Here is a 22,056-nt window from a genome sequence, read left to right as displayed (position 1 = left end):
CACCTCCCGCACCCGAGTGTGGTGGAAGGTGGCCCCTCGTGGTCAGGCTGCGCTGAGGGCGCTCAGAACGCCGCTTCGTCGACCTCCATGAGGTCGTTGTCGGTGGCCTCGACGATGGCGCGCCGGGCGGAGAGCTCCGGCAGCACGTTCTTGGCGAAGAACGACGCCACGGCCAGCTTGCCCTGGTAGAACGGCACGTCCTTGCCCGAGGCGCCTGCGTCCAGCTTGGCCTGGGCGATCTCGGCCTGCTTGAGCAGCTGCCAGCCCACGAGCAGGTCACCCGCCGACATCAGCAGCCGCACGGTGTTCTGGCCGACCTTGTAGACGTTGGTGACGTCCTCCTGCGACGAGGTCAGGTAGCCGATCATCGTCCCGAGCATGCCCTGGACGTCGTCCAGCGCCTGCTTCAGCAGCTCGCGCTCCTTCTTGAGCCTGCCGTTGCCCGCCTCGGACTCGATGAACTTCACGATCTCGCCCGCGATGTAGCCGAGGGCCTTGCCCTTGTCGCGGACGATCTTCCGGAAGAAGAAGTCCATCGACTGGATGGCGGTCGTGCCCTCGTACAGCGAGTCGATCTTCGAGTCACGGATGTACTGCTCGATCGGGTAGTCCTGCAGGAAGCCCGAGCCGCCGAGCGTCTGGAGCGACTGCACGAGCTGCTCGGTGGCGCGCTCGGAGCCGACGCCCTTGACGATGGGCAGCAGCAGGTCGTTGACGCGCTCCGCGAGGTCGAGCGAGTCGGCGTCGCCCTCCTGGGTCCACACCTGGTCCTGGAAGGAGGCGGTGTAGAGGTACACCGCGCGCAGGCCCTCGGCGTAGGCCTTCTGGAGCATGAGCGACCGGCGCACGTCGGGGTGGTGCGTGATGGTGACGCGCGGGGCCGTCTTGTCGGTCTGCCGGGTCAGGTCCGGGCCCTGCACGCGCTCCTTGGCGTACTCCAGCGCGTTGAGGTAGCCGGTGGACAGCGTCGCGATGGCCTTCGTGCCCACCATCATGCGGGCGTACTCGATGACCTGGAACATCTGCGCGATGCCGTCGTGCACCTCGCCGAGCAGCCAGCCCTTGGCAGGGACGCCGTGCTGGCCGAAGGTGAGCTCGCAGGTGGTGGAGACCTTCAGGCCCATCTTGTGCTCGACGTTCGTGACGAACGCGCCGTTGCGCTCACCGAGCTCACCGGTGACTGAGTCGAAGTGGAACTTCGGCACGAGGAACAGCGACAGTCCCTTGGTGCCGGGCTTCGGCTCGATGCCGGGGCCCTCGGGACGGGCCAGCACCAGGTGCATGATGTTCTCGGTCATGTCCTGGTCGCCGGAGGTGATGAACCGCTTGACACCCTCGATGTGCCAGGAGCCGTCCTCCTGCTTGACGGCCTTGGTACGGCCCGCGCCCACGTCGGAGCCGGCGTCCGGCTCGGTGAGCACCATGGTGGCGCCCCAGGCGCGGTCGATCATGATCTGGGCCCAGCGCTTCTGTTCCTCGGTGCCGTTGCGGTCGAGGATCATGGCGAAGTTCGGGCCGGCCAGGTACATGTACAGCGCCGGGTTCGCACCGAGGATCAGTTCGGCGGCGGCCCACTGCACCGTGGGAGGAAGGCCGAAGCCGCCGAGGTTGTTCGTGAGGCCGAGCCGCCACCACTCGCCGTCCCAGAGCGCCTGGTAGCTCTTCTTGAAGGACTCCGGCAGGGTCGCGGAGAAGGTCTTGGGGTCGTAGACCGGCGGGTTGCGGTCGGCGTCGACGAACGACTCGGCGAGCGGGCCGACGGCGAGGTTGTTCAGCTCGGACAGCACACCGCGCGCGGTCTCCTCGTCGGATTCCGCGAGCACTCCCTTGCCGAGGCGTTCCTGCACGCCGAGGACCTCGAAGAGGTTGAACTCCAGGTCTCGGACGTTGCTCTTGTAGTGGCCCATGTCGTCACTCCGTACGGGTTGTTCGGCACTCCGGCTGGGCACTCCTGTCGCCGACAGGACACGCGGTCAGCGTGACCAGCACTGCCCTACTGGCCGGTAACATAAGGATACTACCAGTCGGTAATAGAATGCGAGAGTCCCGACGGTGCTGTGATGCGGATGTCGCAGCGCCGAACTCCGGGCGAACGCGGAGGTCGATCGGCGCGCGTGACTCAGGGGTGCGGTTGACCCTTCACGCCCGACTGGTCGTGGTTCGCGGGAGTGACGACAAGCAGCCCGGAGCGGAACGCCTTGGTGACGGCGTGTGTGCGATCGCGTGCCGACAGCTTGCGCAGGATGCTCTTGACGTGGGTGCGGACAGTCTCCACCGACAGGAACAGCGTGTCGGCCACGGCGGAGTTCTCCATACCCTCGGCGATCAGTTGCAGCACCTGGTACTCGCGTCGGGACAGCGGCATGTGCGGTCGCTGGGCGACACCTGCCTCACCGGCCCGTTGTGCGGGCACCAGTGGTGCCAGCGCGGGATCGGTGTAGTGGCGCTCGACGTAGGTGCGGCGGATGCCGTCGGTGAGCTGGCGGGGCTCCACCGACCGGGGCAGCGCGCCGTGCACGCCCGCGTTCATCATCGTGTCGAGGTAGGCGGTGGTGCGGTGCGTGGCGTCGACGAGCACCACGATCACCAGCATCGGGTGCCCATCGGCCAGCAGTCGGGTGAGGTGACCGTGTGGGTCGATCGCCGAGTCGACCAGCAGGACGTCGGGGCGAAGCTGCTCGCACATCTGGATGCCGGAGTGGTGGCTGCCCGCGTGCCCGCCCCATCGCAGTCCGGGCGTCCGGCTGATGACGGCGCTGAGTCCGTCCCGGAAGATGGGCACCGAGTCCACAGCGGCAACGGTGAGCGTGCGGGTCGCCCTGTCCAAGCCGTATGCGCCGCGTGCGGCATGTGCGCCGTGTGCCATCCCGTCCTCCCTCCGCACGCCCGCCCCCACGGCGTGCCGCTCCCCTGGATGGGGTATTCCCGCTGGGCTGAAGTGGTTACACCGAACCACAAGAGTTACACCGGGTAGTGCGACGCTGTGGGCATGAGTGTGCGCCGTCTCGTTCGGGTACTACCCGTACATGACTGCACACGTGATCGCCGTGGCCGTCGACTGCGAGGACGCGGAGACGCTCGCGATGTTCTGGAGAGAGGCTCTCGGCGCGCCGCCCCCGCGGCGCTGGCGGGACGCCGACGGCCTGACCTACGTGCAACTCGACTCCCAGCCCGTACTGGTGTTCCAGCCCGTGCCCGAACGCAAGGCGGTGAAGAACCGGCTGCATCTCGACATCGCCCCCGCGTCGGGAAGCCAGGCCGACGAGGTGGAACGGCTGGTGGGCCTGGGTGCGAAGATCCTGGACTCCGCCGATCGTCACCCGTGGGTCGTGCTCGCCGACCCCGAGGGCAACGAGTTCTGCGTGCTGTCCCCGCGCTGACCTCGACTGCTGGCGTCTACTGTGGCGCCGTGGATCTCTCGGCGGGATGGGACTGCGCGGCCACGCTGGTCGACGGTCGCTGGATCGAGCGGTGACCGCGCCGCCCCGAAGTCGTGGCGCAGCTCCGGCGAGAGGCGTCGCTGCTGCCGTGGTTGGCGCCCCGCCTCCCGCTGCGGATCCCGGTCCCGGAACTCACCGGCGGCGCGGCTGTGGTGTCCCGGCACGAGCTCGTGCCCGGGGAGCCGCTCGCCGCCTTCACACCGACGAACGGTCGGTGTCTCGGTCGGTTCCTCAAGGCCCTTCACGGCTGTTCCGTGGACGACGCGGTGCGGCACGGTCTGCTGCCCGCGTCCGAGGCCGCCCTCGACCTGGCCGACGACCTGACGCGCTTCCGGCAGACTGTGCTCCCGCTGGTGCCGGCCGAGTGGGAGAGCGAGGCGCGAGCGGTGCTCGACCGCGTCCACACCTTCCCCTTCGACACCGTCGTCCACGGTGATCTGGGCCCCGAACACGCGCTGACCAGCGGCGACGTGATCACGGGTGTCATCGACTTCGGCGACGCCCGTTGCGGGGACGCCGCGATGGACTTCTCGTGGACGCTGCACGGCACGCCCGAGGCGTTCGCCGACGCGGTGGCCGAGGAGTACGGCGTCACGCCCGCCCAGCGGGAACGCGCCGCGGTGTGGCACCGGCTGTCACCGTGGTACGAGGTGTCGCGCGGGCTGCACGTCGACGACCCCGACATGGTCCGGGACGGACTACACGGGCTGGTGAGCAGGCTCCGGACCCCCTAGGCTGTGACGAGCCACACAGAAACGGCATCAAGGGGGATGGCGTGCAACTGGCTCTGATCTTCGTCGGCGTCGTTCTGATGCTCATCGCGGGCGCGGCAACGGTTGTGTACGAAGATCAGCGGGAGGCGCGCCGACGCGATCGGCGAAGGCGTGAGCGGTTGGTACGGCTCGGCGAGGCCGAGGCACCACCGCGAGCGGCGTGGTCCGAGCGGTTGCCGATGTCCGGCCTGCGACGCCCGCCTTCCTGATCCGCCGCAGCAACACGGCCAGGGTGGCCCCTGCCCAGCCGAGTACGGCACCCGCCGTGTTGGCCAGCAGGTCGTCCACGTCGAAGATGCGGTAGGGCAGCGGCGCGGTGCCGAAGTTGGCGGTGAGCTGTGTGATCTCCACCAGCAGCGAGACACCGAACCCGGTCAGCGTCGCGAACCGCGCTCCTCGCTTCCACAGCAACACGGCGAACACGCCCAGCGGCACGAACAGCAGCACGTTCATCGCCAGTTGCTGAAAGGTCTGGGTGAACAGCGCGTGGGCGTGGGAGAGCCCGTGTTTGTCGAGTTCGGTGCCCACGTCGGCGATCCACTGGAACGGCACGAGCTGCACGGTCTGCGTCAGTTCCGGATCACCCGGCGCGGGCAGCGGCAGCAGTACCACGGCCAGGGCGAGGCAGGTGTACAGCGTGACGGCGCCGGTCGTCACCACGCGTCGGCCGTCGACGCGGCCGAACCTGGCGTGGTGACTGACGAGCTGCGGCACCAGCAGTACCGCCCACACGACCACGAACGCACCGAACCCGTACGTCAGCGCTGTCTCCTGTGCCGAAGTCATGACCCGACGCTATGGCCGGCGTGGGGTGGCCGACCTCGGCCGACGGGACCGTCTCGCCTCGTCGCGTCGGCCATTCGGCCGATGGCCGCTCGCCGAACCCCGGCTTTGCTGAAACCATGCGGGGATGCCGAACTGGGATGACGTGGTGGAGTTGGCGACGCGGCTTCCGGGCGTCGAGATCTCGACCTCCTACCGCACCCCTGCCGCGAAGGTCAGGGGGAAGACGTTCCTCCGGCTCCGCACGGAGGCTGAGGGCTGGCTGATGCTGATGTGCGAGCTGGAGGAGAAGGAAGCCATGCTCGCCTCCGGCTCTCCGGCCTTCCACACCACTGCCCACTACGACGGGTACGGGGCGATCCTGGTGGACCTCGCCGAGATCGACGAAGCCGAGCTCGGCGAACTCGTGGAGCAGGCCTGGCGGCTCAAGGCGCCGGCGCGCCTGCGCAAGGAGATCGACGGGTGAGGGTCGCCGGTCAGCCGGTGGCCACGTGCGCGGCGAACCACGACACGTAGCGGCGCTGCCACGGCACCTCGACGGCGCGCCGGTGATAGTGGGCGCGGGCCCAGCTGACGGCGTCGCGGGGGGAGAGCCCACTCAGCGTGGCCAGGCATGCCATGGCGGTGCCGGTGCGGCCGATCCCGCCGTGGCAGGCGAGTTCGACGGCCGCGCCCTCGGCAGCCCGCTTGTGCAGGGCGAGGAGCTTCTCGGCCGTGGCGGGCCAGTCGGCGGGCAACATCCCGTCGCGCCAGAACACCCAGTCGTGGGGCCACGTCAGCGAGGGCTCGTGGCGGGCACGCAGGCGACCTCCGCCCAGGTACAGGCCGTAGTCGGGCACCTCGCCGTCGGGCAACGGGTGCCGAAGCCCGCGACCGCGCACCCACACGCCGTCGGGCAACCGAGTGGCCTTGCTCAGTGGAGTCGTCACCTCCGCGATTATCCCGACTCGAAGGGGCAGCTCGGAACTTCGGAAGAATTTCCGTCGGGATGTCGAAAGCCGAGGTCGTCGTTCGACGTGTCGATGAAGGCCGCGAAGGGTGCGCGACATCGAGACGAAGGAGAGCACACGAATGCGCTTCATGCTGATCCGCAAGGCCGACGCCGACACCGAGGCGGGCGTGCTGCCCACCGAGGAACAGCTCGCGGCGATGGGCGCCTACAACCAGAAGCTCGCCGACGCGGGTGTGTTGCGCGGTGGGGAGGGACTGCACCCCAGCGCCAGGGGCGCGCGGGTGAAGTTCTCGGGCGGCGAGCCCACGGTGCTGGACGGTCCGTTCGCCGAGACCAAGGAGTTGATCGCCGGCTACACGATCATCGAGGTGGCCTCGCACGAGGAGGCCGTCGAATGGGCCAGGCAGTGGCCGTCGATCGACGCCGGTGGCGAGGTGGAGATCGAGATCCGGCGCATCTTCGAGGCCGACGACTTCGGCGAGGAGTTCACGCCCCAACTCCGGGAGCAGGAGGACAAGCTCCGCGCCCAACTCGCCCAGGAGTAACCCGCCAGCCGTGTCCGCAGGTTGCGAACGCGTGTCCGCAGCTCCCGTACGTGTGTCCGCACTTCCGGTACCCGGAGGTGCGCGGAGCTGCGGACACGGCGGTCACCGCAGACTCACCGACACACCCTCGCTGAGAGCGGAGTCGTGCGGTTCGGTCCACTCCGAATTCCGTGGTGCCAACGGACCCGAGGTGGCTACGGTCCTCGCATGACTGTGTCGCTTCTGCCGGTGACTCGGGACAACGTTCGGGCGGTGTGCGAGTTGCGGTTGGCCGAGGGACAGGAGCATCTGGTGGCTCCCGCCGCCTACACCGTGGCCGAGGGCAACTACGAACCGGACGCCGTTCTGCACGCGATCCACCTCGACGACGTTGTGGTCGGCGTGCTTCTGGTCGAGGTCGAGACCGGGGTGCCGTACCTGGTGCGGTTCATGGTCGATGCGTCGTATCAGGGCAGGGGCGTCGGTCGGCAGGCCGTGGAACTGCTCGTCGAGGAACTGCGCGGCCAGGGCTGGGTTTCGGTGGAGACCACCTTCGTGCCCGGCGACGGCAGCGCGGAGGGATTCTGGCGCCGCTGCGGTTTCCGCGACACGGGTAGGACGAGGTACGGCGAGCCGGTGTACGTCCGAGACCTCACCGGCGAGGTCGCTGAGCCGGTGCCGCCGTCTCCCGGATGAGAGCCTCGTCCTCGGCCCGGTGTTCGGGGTCGGCTACCTCCGAGGCCGCCCCGGCGAACACCGACCAGTCGCCGGGTGCTCCGATCTGCCACCGACAGTGGTCCACGATGGTGCGTGCCCCCGCGAGCGGGTCTGCGAGCGCCGCTGACACGGAGCCGACGTCCGAGTCAACGGCGCCGCCACTTCGGGTCGCGCCCTGTGAGGCCGATGACGCGGTCCAGCAGCGGCGCGTCGGCGGAGACCTCGACGGCCGGGCCGAACAGTCCCTCCACCGGCCCGGCGGCGGCGATCGCGTTCACGTGCTCGTGGACGGCGGCCAGGACTTCGGGCTCAGGGGCGTAGAACTGGCCGGTGGCGCGAGCCAGGTCCCAGCCGTGGACCACGACCTCGGTCAAAGCCACCATGCCCGCTTGCGCGCCGGGCATCTCGACGCCGCCCGCCTTCGTCGTTCCTTCCCACGCAACGGGTTCACGCCATGCCTGGGCGAGTTCCTCCAGCCGCCGAGGAATCCGCTCGCGCCAGTCGTCCGGCAGGTTCGCGCCGTCCGGCGCGGGGGCCTGGTCGGCTGACGGTCCGGATTCCTTACGCGCGGCGAGAGTGAACGCGATCGTGAGGCCGTCGAGGTGGTCGAGAAGGTCGGCCACGGTGTAGCGCTCACACGGAGTCGGTGCGGCGAGTTCTGTGACCTGCGGCAGAAGATCCGCGACCACACGTACGGCGGAGTTGAAGTCGGTCGTCATGGTCGCCAGTGGTCATCGGCTCCACGTACCGAGCTGCGCGGGTGGGCGTGCGGAGAAATGGACGTTGCGCGCGCACTCGGCGGCGACGCCGTCGACGAGCGCGGCGTTCACCGGTTCGGTGAGGGCGGGGTGGCTGAACACCACGCACTCGACTCCCGCGCTGGCGTGGGAGGAGTGACGATAAGGGTGGGACATGTAGCTCCTTGTGGGATGACGAAAGGGAATGGGGGCGAAACGGCTCCTTGCCGCTTCGGTCGGGGACGTCGTCCGGCTGGTCAGCGGGTGGGCCACGTCCTGTTCGCTCGCTCCAGCGCTGAAGCGACGTCCTGGAACGCGCTTCCGCTGTCGTACTGCTGGACGACGACGCCGGCTACGCCGGCTAGCACGCGCGTTCCGCGCTCCGTGGCCCTGACCAGATCCACCACCAGGTTGGCGGGCAGTTGCGCAGACGCGGACGGTCTGCTTGTTCCCGTGGCCTGCCAGGCATCGTCGAGATGGTCCAGCGCCTCGATCAAGTCCCGCCACACCCGTAGTTGGTTCGTGTTCTTCTCGGGTTCGGCGCCGGAGGCAGGGCGTCGCGCACCCGCTCCGTGGGCGGGCCTATTCACGTTGGTTCCCCTGCCGGATCGCCTCGACACTCGCGATGGAGTCGAAGGCCGCCGCCGATCGCAGCTGTGCCCGGCCCGTATCGCCGGGGGCGTCCGGCGGCACGACCAGCAGACTCACCCTCCGTGAGTCGGACCCGATCACGACCACCGTGTGCGGGTCCATCGTGGTGAAGCCTTCAAGCCGTACCACGCGACCGTCCACAGCAACCCTACGGGCGGCAACGCTCCAGGTACCGAGGTGGTAGGAGACGCGACTGACGGCGCCCACCCAGGGCGCGAGGGCCGAGCAGAGCTCTGGGAACTCCGTCGTGGGTTCGGTCGATCGCGGCCACCATGCCCCGTCGACGTAGCCGCGGGCCGCGCCTACCGATTTCATCTCCAGTCGCACGGTGTGACGTCCGCTGGTGTGGCGAGGTGTGGAACCTGACTGAGCCGAGATCATCTCGGCGCTCCCGTCTCCGACCCGACGAGGGGTCGAGGTGGATGTTCGCCCGAGGCGGCACTCGCAGATCGTGGGTACTCGATCGCCTCCGACACTGTCAGTCTACGCCTGGTATCGCCGTGCGACCCCGAGCGGCCACAGGCGGCCGTGAAACCCGGCCCTAGCGCGGAGAGTCGTAGCATCGACGGTTCGTTCGCGAGAGCGGGTTTCGCTGCGGGCCAGAGCGAGGTCACAGGTGCATGGGCCTATGACGCCGGTCGCCGAACCGGTGCGTTGCCGACGGTGCCGCGCAGGACTTCTCGCGGGCGGCTCAGAGCTTCCGCGCCTGCTCGTTCAGCCATTCCTGGGAGTGCCCCTCGGCCCTGCGCTGGTGGTCCAGCTCGATGAGCCTGGCCAGCGGCGACCCCTCGGGAGGTGCTTCGTCGGTCACGGTGAGGCCGGTGACGATCTCGGCGAAGCGGAGGCCCTCGGTCTGGCGGTCGCTCATGGTCGTCATCCTACGGCGAAGAGTTCGACCTCGACCGTGCTGTGGTCGTCGACGCCGGAAAGAAGAAACCCCCAGGCCCTCTGACCTGGGGGTTTCTCGCGAGAGCGGATGACGGGAATCGAACCCGCGTTCTCAGCTTGGGAAGCTGATGTTCTACCATTGAACTACATCCGCAGTGGCTCCAGCATACACGGCCGCGATCACCGAACGGCAAGCGGGTGGTTCCCCCTTTCAGGCTCGGCGCCTTCCTTGACGCTCGGAAGGTGAAGTGACAACACTTGTTGTCATGACGGCTGAGGAGCGGCTGCCGGATCCGGAGCTGTTTCGCGAGGGTGGCTTCCGGCTCGCCACCCGGCTGTTCGCGCCCGGCGACATTCGGGGCACCGAACGGCAGCGGCGGCGGCTGCGCGAGTTCGCGCAACTGGAGGACCCGCTCGCCGACGCGGTGGTCGAGATGATGCGGTCGTTGCCGCGTGGTCGTGGGCGCGCGTTGTTCAACGAGGCAGCCGAGCGGGGGGTCGACAGCCTCGACGATCCGCCGCGCCAGCTCGTCGACTTCTTCCGCGACGTCGAAGCCACGCCGTACTGGGTCGACCAGCGTCGGCTCGACCGCGGCGCTCGGGCCATCGTGCGCACGGGAGTGCTCAGTCTCTTCCCGCTCGGTGACATGGCCCTGATGGGCGGCTACCTGGCCTCGCGCGCCACGAAACCGCTCGTCGGAACGGGCGCGATCGAGTACGCGGCGAGTCGGCGACTGATCGAGACGAGTCGCTGGTGGCTCGACGTCACCACGCCGGGCGCGTTGCGGGTCGGTGCCGTGGGGTACGCCTCCGCGTTGCGGGTCCGGCTGGTGCACGCACACGTCCGGGCGGCGATGAACAGCCGCGACGACTGGGACTACTCCGCCTGGGATCGACCGATCAACCAGGTGCAGACGGCGGGCACGCTACTGCTGTTCTCGCTGGTGTACGTCGTGGGCATGCGGGTGCTCGGAGTGCGCTACACCGAGTCGGAGCGGGCCGACATCATCCACCTCTGGCGCTACGTCGGGTGGCTGATGGGCATCGACGACGAGCTGCTGCCCGCCACCGAGGACGACGCCTGGCGCCTGCTGTGGCTGCTGGCGGTCACGGAGTTCGTGCCCGACGAGGACTCGCGGCGGCTCGCGGCGGCGCTGCTGCGTTCCCACGCCGACGTGGGCAGGGACCGCGGCCCGCTGGGGAAGGTGCTGAGCGAGCTGTCCGTGCGCGTCCACGGTTCGATCAGTCGCCTCGTGCTGGGCAAGACCAACTCCGACTTCCTCGGGATTCCGGATGATCCGCTGGCGCAGGCCGCCGTGCTGACGGCCGCTGCGGGCAACTTCGCCGCCGAGACCGTGCGGCAGCGCGTGCCGGGGGCGACGCTGGTGCAGGAACGGCTCGGTGCGCTGGCGCGGCAGCGCTACGCAGAGCAGCTCGACCGGCTCGTCGGGCGCGACCGTACCTACGCCCGGCACATGCGGACGTCCACCGAACCCGCCGCCTGACGGCTCTCATCCGCTGCCCGGTTAGGGTGAAGCGGTGCTGTTGAGTGACCGTGAGCTTCGCAAGGCGCTGGAATCGGGACGGCTCGGGGTCGACCCGTTCGATCCGGTGATGGTGCAGCCGTCGAGCATCGACGTGCGGCTCGACCGTTTCTTCCGCGTCTTCGACAACAGCAAGTACACCCACATCGATCCGCAACTGCGTCAGGACGAGCTGACGTCGCTGGTGGAGAAGGACGGCGACGAAGACCCGTTCGTGCTGCACCCCGGCGAGTTCGTGCTCGCCTCGACGTTCGAGCTGTTCACACTGCCCGACGATCTCGCTGGGCGACTGGAGGGGAAGTCGTCGCTGGGCCGGCTCGGTCTGCTGACCCATTCGACGGCCGGGTTCATCGACCCCGGGTTCAGCGGTCACATCACGCTGGAGCTGTCGAACGTCGCCAACCTGCCCATCACGTTGTGGCCGGGGATGAAGATCGGGCAGTTGTGCCTGTTCCAGCTCACGAGTGCGGCCGAGCACCCCTACGGTTCGCCGGAGGCGGGGTCGCGGTACCAGGGGCAGCGCGGGCCCACGCCCAGCCGGGCGTACCTGAACTTCGACCGCGTCGACACGCGACGCTGAACCCCGTGGTCGGGTGACGCGGGCGGGTCACGCGGAGTCAATGACGAACAAGTCACAGTTTGATAAATCCCGCGTTGGTGGTAACTTCTCGCCCCGTGTCCACGCCAACCTCGCGAATCCGGTCGCTGCTGGTAGCAGCCAGTGTGCTCGTTGGTGTGACCGTCGCTGCCGGTAGTCACCTGCTGTGGTCGGACCCGGATGACCCCGAGCGCACCTCGTTGGCTCTCGACCGCGACCCCTCCCGAGCCGGTGGCGCCGAGGCGGCAGGTGTGGCGCCCTCGACCTCCTCCCCCACCACCAGCGCCTCGCCGACCGAGGAACCGGCTCCCACGACCGCCACCGAGCCGACGAGCACCACCCCCGAAGAAGAGGACTCGCCGGAGTCGTCGTCACCGCCCCCGTCGTCCTCCTCTTCCCCTTCCGACGACTCGACCACCACGGACGACTCCTCCGGCGACGCGGCACCCACGGTGGCCCGCGACGGGTCCCAGGATTCCGGCGGTACCGGTACCAGGCAGCGTGTCGTCGAGCTCGTCAACGCCGAACGGGCCGAAGCCGGCTGTGCGACCGTGCGCGTCGACGACCGGCTGGTCGAATCGGCGCAGGCGCACAGCGACGACATGGCGGCGGGCGGCTACCTGTCCCACACCTCCCAGGACGGCAGGTCGTTCGACGAGCGGATCGAGGCCGCAGGCTACCCGGACCCGGCCGCCGAGAACATCGCCATGGGAATGTCCACAGCGGACGCCGTCATGCAGGCGTGGATGAGCTCCGAAGGGCACCGCCGCAACATCCTCAACTGCGAGATCGCCACGATCGGTGTGGGCGTGAACCCCGACGGCTGGTACTGGACACAGAACTTCGGTTACTGACCGACCCTCGCGCGGTCCACGATCGCCTCGACGGCGACCCCGCGAGGCAGCGTTCCGAACGCGACACCCCAGTCACCGCCGAGGCGGGAAGCGCAGAACGCGTCCGCGACGGCTTCGTCACCGTGCCTGACGAGCAGCGAGCCCTGAAGCACGAGCGCGAGGCGTTCCACGAGCCGTCGCGCGCGGAACTGGGCCTCGCTCGGGTCGCCGAGGTCGCGGCGCACCGCCGAGGCCGCGGCGTCGAGACGGGAGTCCGCCCCCTTCGCCAGGTCGACCTCCGCGAGGAACGCCTCCACGGACTCGGGTTCCCTCGTCATCGCGCGGAGCGTGTCGAGCGCGGCGACGTTGCCGGAACCCTCCCAGATGGACGACAGCGGCGACTCCCGGAACAGCCTCGGCATACCGGACTCCTCGACGTACCCGTTGCCGCCGAGGCATTCGAGTGCCTCGGCCGCGTGTGTGGGGCAGCGTTTGCAGACCCAGTACTTCGACACCGGCAGCGCCAGCCTGCGGAACGCGGCCTCCCGCGCGTCGCCCGCGACGGCCCTGTCGCCTGCTCCGGCCAGGCGCAACGCCAGCGTGGTGGCGGCCTCCGCCTCCACGGCCAGATCGGCGAGTACGTTGGTCATCAGCGGTTGCCGGTCGAGCGGGACGCCGAAGGCCGACCGGTGCCGTGCGTGGTGCACGGCTCGCACGGTGCCGTACCGCATGGCGGCGGCACTGCCGGTGACGCAGTCCAGCCGGGTGTTGTTGACCATCTCGATGATCGTGCGGACTCCCCGGCCCTCCTCGCCGACGAGCCAGCCCACGGCCCCGTCGTACTCGACCTCCGCCGAGGCGTTCGAGCGGTTGCCGAGCTTGTCCTTGAGCCGTTGCAGGTGGATGGCGTTGCGGGAGCCGTCGGGAAGGACCCGGGGCAGCAGGAAGCAGGACAACCCGCCGGGAGCCTGCGCGAGGGTGAGGAACACGTCGGACATGGGTGCCGAGGTGAACCACTTGTGCCCCGTGAGGACGTAACCGCCGTCCCCGGTGGGCACGGCGCGGGTGGTGTTGGCGCGGACGTCCGAGCCGCCCTGCTTCTCGGTCATGGACATGCCCGCGATCAGCCCGCGTTTGGTGCTCGGCGTACGGAGTCCGAAGTCGTAGTGCGGTGCGGCGAGCAGCGGTTCGTAGTCGGCGGCCAGTTCGGCGTTGTGTCGCAGCGCGGGCACGGCCGAGTACGTCATCGAGACGGGGCACGTGTGGCCCGGTTCGACCTGGCTCCAGACGTAGAACTTCGCCGTGCGCGCGACGTGCGCTCCGGGCCGGTCCTGCCTCCACGGGGCCGCGTGCAGCCCGTGTTCCACCGCCACGGTCATGAGGTCGTGCCAGTGGGGGTGGAACTCCACCTCGTCGATGCGCCTGCCGACGCGGTCGTGCGTGCGAAGCACGGGCGGGTACTCGTTGGCCAGCCTGCCCCACTCCTGCACCCGCTCGGTCCCGGCGAGGACGCCGAGCTCCCGGACGTCCGGCTCGGCCCAGCCCGCTCCCTCCCTGCGCAGGCTCTCCAGCAGGGCGGGATCGTCGGACACGTCGTGGCCGACCAGTGGCGGGACCTGGTTGGTGACCTCATGGGTGGGTGCCATCGCGGGCTCCTAACGCGCGGAGGGTGAAGGTGCAGAGCTGTTCGACGGCCTCGGCGTCACCCGACGTCAGGGGGCCGATGAGCACTTCGGCCGCCGCGCCGACCAGCGCGGCGGCCGTTCCGGTGGCGTCCTGCGGGGGCAGCTCCCCCGCGCTGACGCCGTCGGTGACGCAGCGGGCGATGACGTCGCGGAACGCCTGGCGGAACACCAGGCGGCGCTGCTCCACGGGAGCGTCGACGGGCTCGGCCAGCAGGGCGTAGGCCAGCCGTGGAACCCGCAACGCGCGCCAGGCGAAGGTCCGCACGACGGCGAGCACCCGGTCGGCCGCGTGCTCGTGTGCCTCGGCCGCCCGTTCGACGGCCTGGACCTCGCGGGTGACGACGTGGGTGAACAGCTCCGCCACGAGCTCGGCCTTGCCCGGGAAGTGCCGGTAGACGGTGCCGGTGCCGACGCCTGCCCGCTCCGCCACCGCCGCCATCGAGCACCCGGTGTAGCCGCGTTCGGACAGCAGCTCCACGGCGGCGTCGAGGATCACGCCGCGAGTCGCGTCGAGTCTCGCCTGCACAGCGGGGGTGCGCCGGTACACCACGGGAAGAAGTGAAGCACTGATTCCGCGCTTCGGGCAAGGGGCGGAATCGGCTTGCCACCCGCTGCGACGATCGTGGGCATGGGACGTTCCTTCGACGAGCTGGTGGCCGAGGCCGAGGCCGCGCCTGTGGACGGCTGGGGATTCGCGTGGCTGGAGGGGCGGGCGACCGAGCAGCGCCCCTCGTGGGGTTACGCACGCGCGATGGCCCGCCGCCTGGCCGAGGCCACGGCGGCACTCGACATCCAGACCGGAGGCGGAGAGGTACTGGCGGAGGCGCCCACCTTCCCGCCCACGATGGTGGCCATCGAATCGTGGCCGCCGAACGTCGCGCGGGCGGCGGAGCGACTGCATCCGCGGGGCGCTGTCGTGGTGGCCACGTCGGATGAGCCGCCACTGCCGTTCACCGACGCCGCGTTCGACCTGGTGACGAGCAGGCATCCGGCCACGGTGTGGTGGGCCGAGATCGCCCGTGTGCTCCGCCCCGGCGGCACCTACTTCGCCCAGCACGTCGGTCCCGGCACGATGTGGGAGTTGGTCGAGTACTTCCTCGGCCCGCAGCCCGAGGCGAAGCTGGCCCGGCACCCGGACCGGGAGAGCGCGGAGGCCCGGGCGGTGGGACTGGAAGTCGTCGACAGGCGTTGCGAGCGGCTGCGCGCCGAGTTCCACGATGTCGGCGCGGTGGTCTACTTCCTGCGCAAGGTGGTCTGGACCGTTCCGGGGTTCACCGTCGCCGCTCACCGTGAGCGGTTACGCGAGTTGCACGACCGGATCGAGCGCGAGGGGACGTTCGTGGCGCACTCCACGCGGACGCTGTTCGAGGCGCGTAAACCGTGACCCGGCCCGGGGTCAGAGCCGGTGCAGACCTTCGAGGACCCGGTCCAGGAGAGCCCGCTCGGGCCGGCCCCCCGGGTTGGACGGTGCCGCGTGCACCCTGACGAATCCCGTGTCGGCGAGGTCGCTGATCAACACTCGTGCGACCCCGAGTGGCACCGAGAGGTTCGCGGCGATCTCCGCGACCGACACCGGTTGGGCGCACAGCAGCCCGAGCTTGCGGTACTCCGAGCCCGGTTTGTGCAGCTGCCACCGCGCGTGCGGCTCGGCCGAGACGAGGGTTTCCACAGCGAGGTCCGAGCGCGCCCTGGTACGGCCCTTGGTGAGCACGTACGGCCGTGCGCGCAGCCTGCCGACGGCGGGGTCGTCGTCCTCGGCGAACGCGTCACGGGCCGACATCACCACGCGTTCCGGGCGGGGACGCCGTGGCCCCGCGGGCGGTCGCCAGGAGTCGGTGGTGGAGTGGGTCTCGGCCGGGAAGTCGGCATCGAAGTCGACGTCGTCGAAAGCCGGGGCCTGCTCGTGCGCTGCCCCGAGTTCCTCGTGGTCCGGCCTACCCGCGCGATCCTCGCCTTGCATGTTGCTGCCTTGACCTCGCTCCGTTATTTGTGCGCGAGGTCGTCATGCTAGCGCGTCCGGGGGGCCGGAAGCGGGATCGCGAAAAATAATAATCGGAGATTTTCCGCGATCCCGCCCGATCGGTTACTACTTGTCCTCGTCCGGTTGCACCGTGCCAGTGCCGACCTCGTCGGTGGGCAGGTCGGCGCGTCCGTCGGCTTCGGCCTCACCGCCGGTCGCCGAGGCGGAGACACCAGCCGCCACCGGCTGTCCCCGCTTGACGGCGGACAGCAGGAGCTGCGCGACGTCGACCACCTCGACGTTCTCGGCGGCCTTGCCCTCGTTCTGGCGGGCGGTCACGCCGTCGGTGAGCATCACGCGGCAGAAGGGGCACCCGGTGGCGATCTTCGACGGTGCCGTGCCCAGCGCCTCGTCGACGCGCTCGACGTTGATGCGCTTCCCGATGCGCTCCTCCATCCACATGCGGGCACCGCCGGCACCGCAGCACATGGACCGGTCGGCGTGCCTCGGCATCTCCCGCAGCGACGCGCCCGACGCGCCGACGAGCTCGCGCGGCGCCTCGTACACCTTGTTGTGCCTGCCCAGGTAGCACGGGTCGTGGTAGGTGACGTCCTGCGCGATCGGGGCCACCGGGGTGAGCCGCTTCTCGCGCACCAGCCTGTTGAGCAGCTGGGTGTGGTGCACGACCTCGTACGTGCCACCGAGCTCCGGGTACTCGTTGGCGAGCGTGTTGAAGCAGTGCGCACAGGTGACGACGATCTTGCGCTTGCTCTGCTCGACACCCTCGAACACCGAGTTCAGCACCTCGACGTTCTGCTGCGCGAGCATCTGGAACACGAACTCGTTGCCCGCTCGGCGAGCGGGGTCGCCGGTGCAGGTCTCCTCCGGGCCGAGCACCGTGTACTTGACGCCCGCGATGTGCAGCAGCTCGGCCACCGCGCGCGTGGTCTTCTTCGCGCGGTCCTCGAAGGCGCCCGCGCAGCCGACCCAGAACAGGTACTCGGCGTCGCCCAGCTCCCCGTCGAAGACGGGCACCTCGAAGTCGAGATCCTCGGTCCAGGCCAGCCGGTCGCGGGCGTTCTGGCCCCACGGGTTGCCCTTGTTCTCCAGGTTCTTGAACATCCCGTTCAGCTCGCTCGGGAAGTTCGACTCGATCATCACCTGGTAGCGGCGCATATCGACGATGTGGTCGACGTGCTCGATGTCCACGGGGCACTGCTCGACGCACGCGCCGCAGGTGGTGCAGGACCACAGCACGTCGGGGTCGATCACGCCGCCGCCACCGTCACCGTCGCCGGTGCCGACGAGCGGGCGCTCGGCCTCGGCCAGCGCGAGCACGTCGATACCCGCGTACGGGTTGTCGCCGGTGAGGCCGACCTCCTCGCCCGTGACGTCCTTCTTCCCGCCTGCCAGCAGGTACGGGGCCTTGGCGTAGGCGTGGTCGCGCAGCTGCGTGATGACGAGCTTCGGCGACAGTGGCTTGCCGGTGTTCCACGCCGGGCACTGCGACTGGCAACGGCCGCACTCGGTGCAGGTGGAGAAGTCCAGCCAGCCCTTCCACGTGAAGTCCTCGACCTTGCCCGCGCCGAAGACGTCCTTCTCGGGGTCGGCCTCCTCGAAGTCGAGCGGCTTGCCACCGCTCATCATCGGTTTGAGCGCGCCGAGCGCGACACCGCCGTCGTCCTCACGCTTGAAGTAGATGTTGAAGAACGCGCTGAAGCGGTGCCAGGCGACGCCCATCGTGAGGGTGCGGCCGACGACCAGCAGCCAGATCATGCCCGACAGCAGCTTGAGCAGCGCCATCACCGACACGGCCGCGGTGCTGGTGGGCAGTATCGCGGCGAGCGGCTGGGTGACGAAACTCGTCCACAGGGCCGGGTCCTCGATGCCGCTGGAGATCTTGAAGGCCTTGACGCCGAGGATGCCGAGACCCTCGATGATCACCACGGCCTCGACGAAGTACGCGTGCTTGAAGTTCGACCCGGCGAAGCGCGACTGCCGGTCGGCACGGCGGGGGTGGTTGAGCTGGCGGATGATCGCCAGCGCGACACCGCCCAACACCGTGCCGAGACCCAGCAGTTCGAGCAGCAGTTGCCACGGGGCCCAGTGCCCGATGATCGGCCAGGCGAAGTGGGGGACGAAGACCTCACCGTATGCCTCGAACAGGGCCAGCGAGCCCAGCAGGAAGCCCCACATGACGAGCCAGTGCCACGGGCCGACGTGGCGGAACTTGTTCATGCGGGTGTGGGCCGCGAACTCCTTGATCAGGGTGCGCAGGCGGGGCCAGAACGGGCCGTTGCGGGTGGAGTCCGGCTGGCCGAGCCGAATGATGCGGACCTGGCGGAGCACGCCGGAGACGAACACGGACCAGGCGACGACGCTGACGAGAACGCCGATCACGCCCATCGTGATCTGAAGTGCACCCATGTTCGGGGCCTTTCGGTTCGAGAGCTTCGCGGTGGGTCGGGGAAAGGCTAATGCTTCGTACTGATGAGTAACCTACTGCCCTTGGCCTAGTCCCGCTGATGTGGCGCACGACTCGCGATGTATTGGGACGTTCGTTCAGGTATTTTAACAGCCATGAGCCCATATGTCCTGTTGGCGGCGGCCATCGCCGCGGAGGTGACCGGCACGGTTTCGTTGAAGTACGCCGAGGGCTTCACGAGGCTGCTGCCTTCCGCCGTGGTCGTCGTCGGCTACGGGACGGCCTTCTACCTGCTCGCCCAGGTTCTCAAGGCCGGGCTGCCGGTCGGCGTCGTCTACGCGATCTGGTCGGCGATCGGTGTCGCTCTCGTGGCCGTCATCGGCGCCGTCTTCCTCGGTGAGCGCATGAACTTCACGATGGTCGTCGGACTGGTGCTCATCATCGGGGGGGTCGTGCTGCTGGAGTTGGGAGTCGGCAAGTGAGACAACACGTCGACGGCCGTAAGGCCCGGGGCGAGAAGCGCCGCAACGAGATCATCGAGGCCACCCTCCGCGTGATCGAGCGCGACGGCGTCGCGGGCGTCACCCACCGCACCGTGGCCAAGGAGGCGGGCGTTCCCACCACGTCGACGACCTACCACTTCGCGTCGCTCGACGACCTGCTGATCGCCACGCTGATCACCTGTGCCAGGGACATGGCCACCGAGGTCTACTGGATGATCGACCGAGCGCGCTCACGGGGCAGCCGGGGAGCCGAGGAGGTCGCCAACCTGCTGGCCGAGGCCCTCGGTCCGCGCAGGGGGCGCACGATGGCCGAGTACGAGCTCTACCTGCTGGCGGCACGGCGGCCGGAGCTACGGCCCGCCGCGCGGCGCTGGCTCGACGTGCTGACCTCGATGGTGCGCCACGACGACGAGGTGGCGTTCCGGGTGTTCCTCGCCGGTATCGACGGCCTGTTGATCCAGGGATTGATCGACGACGAGCCTCCCACCGCCGAGGAACTGCGGCCGGTGGTCGACTACCTGCTCAGGCCACGCTGACACGGTCGGTGGTGTTCGCGGTGGGCTCGTGCCGATGCCCTGATTCGCCCACCTGTTCAGATCGCGCTGACGCTCGCCGGGCCCGCACCCGCGGAACCGGCGAGCACCCGCGCGATGCGCGTGGCTCCTTCGGAGACGAAGTGTTCGAGCTGGCTCCTCCGGACCGCGTACTCGGTGACCGGCACGGAGAAGGCCACCGCGCCTCTGACCCGGTTGTCGGGGCCGCGCACCGGAGCGGACACACAGGCGAGCTCGGGCTGGAACTCCTCGATGTCCCTGGCCAGGCCCGAACTCCTCACCTCGTCGAGTTCGCGGCTCAGGTCCGCGAGCCGCACCCGCGTGCGCTCGGTGAGTCTCGGCATGCCGGCCCCCGCGAGATAGTCGCGGCGTTGTTTCGGAGTCAGTGTCGACAGCAGCACCTTGCCGAACGCCGTGGCGTGCGCGGCCTCGTGGAAGCCGAAGTCCAGCGGGCGGGCCCTGGGGTAGCGGGCGGAGTCGGCGACCGCCGCCACGACCACGTCGGTGTCGCGCAACACCGTGTAGTAGGCGGCGGCCCGCGCCTGCCTGTGCAGGAGCCCCAGTTCCTCCCGCACCACGTCGTCGACGTCCAGCTCCTCGCACAGCCGCTGGTACAGCGTGCCCATCTTGTACCCGAGACCGAATCCCCGGCCGTGGCCGAGGCGCACCAGGTAACCGTCGTGCACGAGCGTGTTGAGCAGGTGGTAGGTCGTCGAGAGGGTGAAGCCCGCCCGGCGGGCCACGGCCTTGGCCGAGACACCGTCGCCCTCGGAGGCGACGATCTCGAGCACGCGCAGGGCGCGCCTGGCCGAGCCGATCAGCCCACGTGGTGCAGAGCTGCTCACCGACCCACCTCCGGCTGAGAAAGGGCGCTCGCTCGGGCGTCCAGCATACGGACTCCGGTGGCCGGGGCGGGACGGAAATCCGAAGGCGGTTCCGCCCCGCCCGAGCAGGCCGCCGAAAGGGGTCAGCCCTCGTTCTCGTAGACCGGCGTGAGCGTCGCGCGGGCGAGGGTGTGCCCGAACATGTTGAAGCCGAGGAACGCCGGGGTGGCCTCCTCTCCCACCTCCAGCGACTCCACGTCGAGCGCGTGCACGGCGAAGATGTAGCGGTGCGGGCCGTGGCCAGGGGGCGGGGCCGCCCCGACGTACTGCCGGGCACCGCTGTCGCCCTTCAGGGTGCGGGCTTCCCCGGGCAGGCCGGAGCCCTGCGCGTCGCCCGCGCCGGACGGCAACTCGGTGACCGAGGCGGGGATGTCGAACACCGCCCAGTGCCAGAACCCGCTTCCCGTGGGCGCGTCCGGGTCGAAGCAGGTCACCGCGAAACTCTTCGTCTCTTCGGGGAAGCCCTCCCACGCCAGGTGGGGCGAGACGTCCTCGCCGCCGGCGCCCATCATGCCGCTGCGGTGCGGCACGGGCAGCGTCTCGCCGTCGGCCACGTCCTTGCTGCGCAGCGTGAACGACGGCACGGGCGGCAGTGCGTCGTACGGGTTCGGGGCCGAGCCCGCTCGGGTCATGAGGTCCTCCGGTTTCTCGAAGTGGTACGGCGGGTGAGGCACAGGCTAGCGACTCACGGTGGGGGACGCCCCAGGGTGAGGTCGGGGGCTTCCCCGATGTTCCCGGCCCGCTCCACGCCATAACGTCGGTGACGCAGCGAAGTTGAGCCGGAAGGGCTGAGACGGGATGAACGGCGGGATGAACAAGGTGGGACTTGCGCTCGGTGGTGCCGTGCTCGTCGTGGCGGGGGTGGCCATCGCGTGGGGCTGGGAGGGGCCGCCGACGAAGACCGAGCGCACTGACCGGGTGGAGGCCGCCGTCCAGCACGTGGACATCGACAACGACTCGGGGCAGGTCTTCGTCACCTCCGCCGACGTGACCGAGACGGTGGTCGAGCAGCGCATCACCTACCGCGGTGACGACCCGGGCCGGACGTTCCGGGTGGACGGCTCCACGTTGCTGCTGCACGGCTGCGGGCCCGACTGCTCGGTGGGGTACGAGGTGACGGTGCCGCTCGGTGTCGAGGTGACGGGGCGGGTGTCGTCGGGCGACATCGTCGTGGAGGGCACCGGCAACGTCGACGTACGAGCGAACTCGGGCAACGTGGAGCTGCGGCTTCGCGGCGCGGAACGCGTGTCGGCGGTGGTCGACTCCGGTGACGTGGACGTCGACCTCGACGATGTCGCGGAGGTCGAGGCCAGGGCGAGCTCGGGCAACGTGGACCTCGATCTCGTGGGGGTCGACGTCGTGCGCGCGGAGGCATCCAGCGGTGACATCACCGCCACGGTGCCCAGGGGCGCCTACCGGGTGAGGGCCTCCACGGACAGCGGGCACCAGGACGTCAGCGGGGACGACCCGAACGCGGAGCGAGTGCTCGAACTCACGACGTCGAGCGGCGACGTGACCGTGCGGGGCACCTGATTTTCGGGAAGCCGGGAACATCGGACGGGGGGCCTTCGTTGGGACAGGCAGGAACCTTGAGTGAAGGACGCT

Annotated in this window: 26 protein-coding genes, 1 tRNA gene and 1 pseudogene; 12 read left to right on the top strand and 16 right to left on the bottom strand. The window is 69.5% G+C overall.

All coding sequences use genetic code 11. The features are described 5' to 3' along the window. Positions 1-62: 62 nt before the first annotated feature. Positions 63-1,907 (bottom strand): acyl-CoA dehydrogenase, encoded by a 1,845-nt coding sequence (locus SACCYDRAFT_RS24805; protein ID WP_005460465.1) that lies wholly within the window; start codon positions 1,905-1,907, stop codon positions 63-65. 212 nt (positions 1,908-2,119) lie between these two features. Beyond that, positions 2,120-2,866 carry a response regulator transcription factor gene (locus SACCYDRAFT_RS24800; protein WP_043536902.1) on the bottom strand — a complete coding sequence of 249 codons (747 nt, stop codon included), beginning with the start codon at positions 2,864-2,866 and terminating at the stop codon, positions 2,120-2,122. Between the two features lie 160 nt (positions 2,867-3,026). On the opposite strand from SACCYDRAFT_RS24800, the gene SACCYDRAFT_RS24795 reads away from it, so the two are divergent. Beyond that, positions 3,027-3,380: a VOC family protein gene (locus SACCYDRAFT_RS24795; RefSeq protein WP_043537533.1), complete on the top strand. Its 354-nt coding sequence runs from the start codon at positions 3,027-3,029 to the stop codon at positions 3,378-3,380. A gap of 110 nt (positions 3,381-3,490) precedes the next feature. Next, positions 3,491-4,174: pseudogene (locus tag SACCYDRAFT_RS24790) on the top strand (phosphotransferase); the annotation flags it as partial. A gap of 81 nt (positions 4,175-4,255) precedes the next feature. Here SACCYDRAFT_RS24790 and SACCYDRAFT_RS24785 read toward each other — a convergent pair. Further along, entirely contained in the window at positions 4,256-4,999 is a 744-nt protein-coding gene (locus SACCYDRAFT_RS24785; RefSeq protein WP_005460461.1) for a VanZ family protein, read from the bottom strand. Between the two features lie 124 nt (positions 5,000-5,123). Here SACCYDRAFT_RS24785 and SACCYDRAFT_RS24780 point away from each other — a divergent pair, with 124 nt between their 5' ends. Next, entirely contained in the window at positions 5,124-5,462 is a 339-nt protein-coding gene (locus tag SACCYDRAFT_RS24780) for an MmcQ/YjbR family DNA-binding protein (RefSeq protein WP_005460460.1), read from the top strand. Positions 5,463-5,472: 10 nt separating this feature from the next. On the opposite strand, the gene SACCYDRAFT_RS24775 is transcribed toward SACCYDRAFT_RS24780, so the two are convergent. Continuing rightward, positions 5,473-5,925 (bottom strand): protein-tyrosine phosphatase family protein, encoded by a 453-nt coding sequence (locus SACCYDRAFT_RS24775; protein WP_005460459.1) that lies wholly within the window; start codon positions 5,923-5,925, stop codon positions 5,473-5,475. A gap of 142 nt (positions 5,926-6,067) precedes the next feature. Here SACCYDRAFT_RS24775 and SACCYDRAFT_RS24770 point away from each other — a divergent pair, with 142 nt between their 5' ends. Together SACCYDRAFT_RS24770 and SACCYDRAFT_RS24765 are read left to right on the top strand one after the other, a co-directional pair. Continuing rightward, positions 6,068-6,493 carry a YciI family protein gene (locus SACCYDRAFT_RS24770; RefSeq protein ID WP_005460457.1) on the top strand — a complete coding sequence of 142 codons (426 nt, stop codon included), beginning with the start codon at positions 6,068-6,070 and terminating at the stop codon, positions 6,491-6,493. Positions 6,494-6,700: 207 nt separating this feature from the next. After that, complete coding sequence (locus SACCYDRAFT_RS24765) at positions 6,701-7,168, top strand: GNAT family N-acetyltransferase (protein ID WP_005460456.1); 468 nt, start codon at positions 6,701-6,703, stop codon at positions 7,166-7,168. 167 nt (positions 7,169-7,335) lie between these two features. Here the strand turns inward: SACCYDRAFT_RS24765 and SACCYDRAFT_RS24760 are convergent, their stop codons facing one another. The 6 genes from SACCYDRAFT_RS24760 to SACCYDRAFT_RS24740 form a co-directional block, all read right to left on the bottom strand. After that, the gene (locus SACCYDRAFT_RS24760; RefSeq protein ID WP_005460454.1) at positions 7,336-7,908 is read right to left on the bottom strand and encodes a TIGR03086 family metal-binding protein; all 573 of its coding nucleotides are present in this window, start codon (positions 7,906-7,908) and stop codon (positions 7,336-7,338) included. A gap of 12 nt (positions 7,909-7,920) precedes the next feature. Then, on the bottom strand, positions 7,921-8,103 hold the full coding sequence (locus SACCYDRAFT_RS26540) for a hypothetical protein (protein WP_005460453.1): 183 nt from the start codon (positions 8,101-8,103) through the stop codon (positions 7,921-7,923). A gap of 80 nt (positions 8,104-8,183) precedes the next feature. Then, positions 8,184-8,516: a hypothetical protein gene (locus SACCYDRAFT_RS24755; RefSeq protein ID WP_005460452.1), complete on the bottom strand. Its 333-nt coding sequence runs from the start codon at positions 8,514-8,516 to the stop codon at positions 8,184-8,186. Beyond that, complete coding sequence (locus SACCYDRAFT_RS24750) at positions 8,509-8,892, bottom strand: DUF5994 family protein (protein ID WP_043536900.1); 384 nt, start codon at positions 8,890-8,892, stop codon at positions 8,509-8,511. The genes SACCYDRAFT_RS24755 and SACCYDRAFT_RS24750 overlap by 8 nt, the downstream gene beginning before the upstream one ends. A 376-nt stretch (positions 8,893-9,268) precedes the next feature. Further along, positions 9,269-9,445: a hypothetical protein gene (locus SACCYDRAFT_RS24745; protein ID WP_005460450.1), complete on the bottom strand. Its 177-nt coding sequence runs from the start codon at positions 9,443-9,445 to the stop codon at positions 9,269-9,271. 103 nt (positions 9,446-9,548) lie between these two features. After that, positions 9,549-9,619, bottom strand: a tRNA-Gly gene (locus SACCYDRAFT_RS24740). A 112-nt stretch (positions 9,620-9,731) separates the two neighbouring features. Here SACCYDRAFT_RS24740 and SACCYDRAFT_RS24735 point away from each other — a divergent pair. From SACCYDRAFT_RS24735 to SACCYDRAFT_RS24725, 3 genes are all read left to right on the top strand, one after another. Continuing rightward, entirely contained in the window at positions 9,732-10,970 is a 1,239-nt protein-coding gene (locus SACCYDRAFT_RS24735) for an oxygenase MpaB family protein (RefSeq protein WP_005460449.1), read from the top strand. Positions 10,971-11,004: 34 nt separating this feature from the next. Then, complete coding sequence (gene dcd, locus SACCYDRAFT_RS24730) at positions 11,005-11,589, top strand: dCTP deaminase (protein ID WP_005460448.1); 585 nt, start codon at positions 11,005-11,007, stop codon at positions 11,587-11,589. Positions 11,590-11,684: 95 nt separating this feature from the next. Then, positions 11,685-12,461, top strand: coding sequence for a CAP domain-containing protein (locus SACCYDRAFT_RS24725; RefSeq protein WP_005460446.1), 777 nt, complete (start codon positions 11,685-11,687; stop codon positions 12,459-12,461). Here the strand turns inward: SACCYDRAFT_RS24725 and SACCYDRAFT_RS24720 are convergent. Further along, positions 12,455-14,086 (bottom strand): acyl-CoA dehydrogenase family protein, encoded by a 1,632-nt coding sequence (locus SACCYDRAFT_RS24720; RefSeq protein WP_005460444.1) that lies wholly within the window; start codon positions 14,084-14,086, stop codon positions 12,455-12,457. The genes SACCYDRAFT_RS24725 and SACCYDRAFT_RS24720 overlap by 7 nt on opposite strands. Further along, entirely contained in the window at positions 14,070-14,675 is a 606-nt protein-coding gene (locus tag SACCYDRAFT_RS24715) for a TetR/AcrR family transcriptional regulator (RefSeq protein WP_005460442.1), read from the bottom strand. Before SACCYDRAFT_RS24715 ends, SACCYDRAFT_RS24720 begins: the two co-directional genes overlap by 17 nt. A gap of 78 nt (positions 14,676-14,753) precedes the next feature. On the opposite strand from SACCYDRAFT_RS24715, the gene SACCYDRAFT_RS24710 reads away from it, so the two are divergent. Beyond that, positions 14,754-15,509 carry a class I SAM-dependent methyltransferase gene (locus SACCYDRAFT_RS24710; RefSeq protein ID WP_043536897.1) on the top strand — a complete coding sequence of 252 codons (756 nt, stop codon included), beginning with the start codon at positions 14,754-14,756 and terminating at the stop codon, positions 15,507-15,509. Between the two features lie 12 nt (positions 15,510-15,521). Here SACCYDRAFT_RS24710 and SACCYDRAFT_RS24705 read toward each other — a convergent pair whose 3' ends face one another. Then, the gene (locus tag SACCYDRAFT_RS24705) at positions 15,522-16,085 is read right to left on the bottom strand and encodes a DUF742 domain-containing protein (RefSeq protein WP_005460440.1); all 564 of its coding nucleotides are present in this window, start codon (positions 16,083-16,085) and stop codon (positions 15,522-15,524) included. Between the two features lie 126 nt (positions 16,086-16,211). Continuing rightward, positions 16,212-18,512, bottom strand: a complete 2,301-nt coding sequence (locus SACCYDRAFT_RS24700) for a (Fe-S)-binding protein (RefSeq protein ID WP_005460439.1) — start codon at positions 18,510-18,512, stop codon at positions 16,212-16,214. Between the two features lie 153 nt (positions 18,513-18,665). Between SACCYDRAFT_RS24700 and SACCYDRAFT_RS24695 the strand changes: the two genes are divergently transcribed. Together SACCYDRAFT_RS24695 and SACCYDRAFT_RS24690 are read left to right on the top strand one after the other, a co-directional pair. Next, positions 18,666-18,992 carry a DMT family transporter gene (locus tag SACCYDRAFT_RS24695; RefSeq protein WP_005460438.1) on the top strand — a complete coding sequence of 109 codons (327 nt, stop codon included), beginning with the start codon at positions 18,666-18,668 and terminating at the stop codon, positions 18,990-18,992. Then, positions 18,989-19,549, top strand: a complete 561-nt coding sequence (locus SACCYDRAFT_RS24690) for a TetR/AcrR family transcriptional regulator (RefSeq protein ID WP_005460437.1) — start codon at positions 18,989-18,991, stop codon at positions 19,547-19,549. Before SACCYDRAFT_RS24695 ends, SACCYDRAFT_RS24690 begins: the two co-directional genes overlap by 4 nt. A 56-nt stretch (positions 19,550-19,605) precedes the next feature. Here the strand turns inward: SACCYDRAFT_RS24690 and SACCYDRAFT_RS24685 are convergent, their stop codons facing one another. Then, positions 19,606-20,412, bottom strand: a complete 807-nt coding sequence (locus tag SACCYDRAFT_RS24685; protein WP_005460436.1) for an IclR family transcriptional regulator — start codon at positions 20,410-20,412, stop codon at positions 19,606-19,608. A gap of 122 nt (positions 20,413-20,534) precedes the next feature. Continuing rightward, positions 20,535-21,083: a YbhB/YbcL family Raf kinase inhibitor-like protein gene (locus SACCYDRAFT_RS24680; RefSeq protein ID WP_005460435.1), complete on the bottom strand. Its 549-nt coding sequence runs from the start codon at positions 21,081-21,083 to the stop codon at positions 20,535-20,537. A gap of 178 nt (positions 21,084-21,261) precedes the next feature. On the opposite strand from SACCYDRAFT_RS24680, the gene SACCYDRAFT_RS24675 reads away from it, so the two are divergent. Continuing rightward, positions 21,262-21,984 (top strand): DUF4097 family beta strand repeat-containing protein, encoded by a 723-nt coding sequence (locus SACCYDRAFT_RS24675; protein WP_043537530.1) that lies wholly within the window; start codon positions 21,262-21,264, stop codon positions 21,982-21,984. Positions 21,985-22,056: the final 72 nt, after the last annotated feature.

This window comes from Saccharomonospora cyanea NA-134 (genome assembly GCF_000244975.1).
Lineage (GTDB): Bacteria > Actinomycetota > Actinomycetes > Mycobacteriales > Pseudonocardiaceae > Saccharomonospora > Saccharomonospora cyanea.
This window is presented reverse-complemented; position numbering and strand designations above follow the sequence as displayed.

Bases quoted from the DNA above. Each gene is read 5' to 3' on its own strand.
- SACCYDRAFT_RS24805 (WP_005460465.1), bottom strand. From the start codon at position 1,907: ATGGGCCACTACAAGAGCAACGTCCGAGACCTGGAGTTCAACCTCTTC.
- SACCYDRAFT_RS24800 (WP_043536902.1), bottom strand. From the start codon at position 2,866: ATGGCACACGGCGCACATGCCGCACGCGGCGCATACGGCTTGGACAGG.
- SACCYDRAFT_RS24795 (WP_043537533.1), top strand. From the start codon at position 3,027: ATGACTGCACACGTGATCGCCGTGGCCGTCGACTGCGAGGACGCGGAG.
- SACCYDRAFT_RS24785 (WP_005460461.1), bottom strand. From the start codon at position 4,999: ATGACTTCGGCACAGGAGACAGCGCTGACGTACGGGTTCGGTGCGTTC.
- SACCYDRAFT_RS24780 (WP_005460460.1), top strand. From the start codon at position 5,124: ATGCCGAACTGGGATGACGTGGTGGAGTTGGCGACGCGGCTTCCGGGC.
- SACCYDRAFT_RS24770 (WP_005460457.1), top strand. From the start codon at position 6,068: ATGCGCTTCATGCTGATCCGCAAGGCCGACGCCGACACCGAGGCGGGC.
- SACCYDRAFT_RS24765 (WP_005460456.1), top strand. From the start codon at position 6,701: ATGACTGTGTCGCTTCTGCCGGTGACTCGGGACAACGTTCGGGCGGTG.
- SACCYDRAFT_RS24760 (WP_005460454.1), bottom strand. From the start codon at position 7,908: ATGACGACCGACTTCAACTCCGCCGTACGTGTGGTCGCGGATCTTCTG.
- SACCYDRAFT_RS26540 (WP_005460453.1), bottom strand. From the start codon at position 8,103: ATGTCCCACCCTTATCGTCACTCCTCCCACGCCAGCGCGGGAGTCGAG.
- SACCYDRAFT_RS24750 (WP_043536900.1), bottom strand. From the start codon at position 8,892: ATGAAATCGGTAGGCGCGGCCCGCGGCTACGTCGACGGGGCATGGTGG.
- SACCYDRAFT_RS24745 (WP_005460450.1), bottom strand. From the start codon at position 9,445: ATGAGCGACCGCCAGACCGAGGGCCTCCGCTTCGCCGAGATCGTCACC.
- SACCYDRAFT_RS24735 (WP_005460449.1), top strand. From the start codon at position 9,732: ATGACGGCTGAGGAGCGGCTGCCGGATCCGGAGCTGTTTCGCGAGGGT.
- SACCYDRAFT_RS24720 (WP_005460444.1), bottom strand. From the start codon at position 14,086: ATGGCACCCACCCATGAGGTCACCAACCAGGTCCCGCCACTGGTCGGC.
- SACCYDRAFT_RS24710 (WP_043536897.1), top strand. From the start codon at position 14,754: ATGGGACGTTCCTTCGACGAGCTGGTGGCCGAGGCCGAGGCCGCGCCT.
- SACCYDRAFT_RS24705 (WP_005460440.1), bottom strand. From the start codon at position 16,085: ATGCAAGGCGAGGATCGCGCGGGTAGGCCGGACCACGAGGAACTCGGG.
- SACCYDRAFT_RS24700 (WP_005460439.1), bottom strand. From the start codon at position 18,512: ATGGGTGCACTTCAGATCACGATGGGCGTGATCGGCGTTCTCGTCAGC.
- SACCYDRAFT_RS24695 (WP_005460438.1), top strand. From the start codon at position 18,666: ATGAGCCCATATGTCCTGTTGGCGGCGGCCATCGCCGCGGAGGTGACC.
- SACCYDRAFT_RS24680 (WP_005460435.1), bottom strand. From the start codon at position 21,083: ATGACCCGAGCGGGCTCGGCCCCGAACCCGTACGACGCACTGCCGCCC.
- SACCYDRAFT_RS24675 (WP_043537530.1), top strand. From the start codon at position 21,262: ATGAACAAGGTGGGACTTGCGCTCGGTGGTGCCGTGCTCGTCGTGGCG.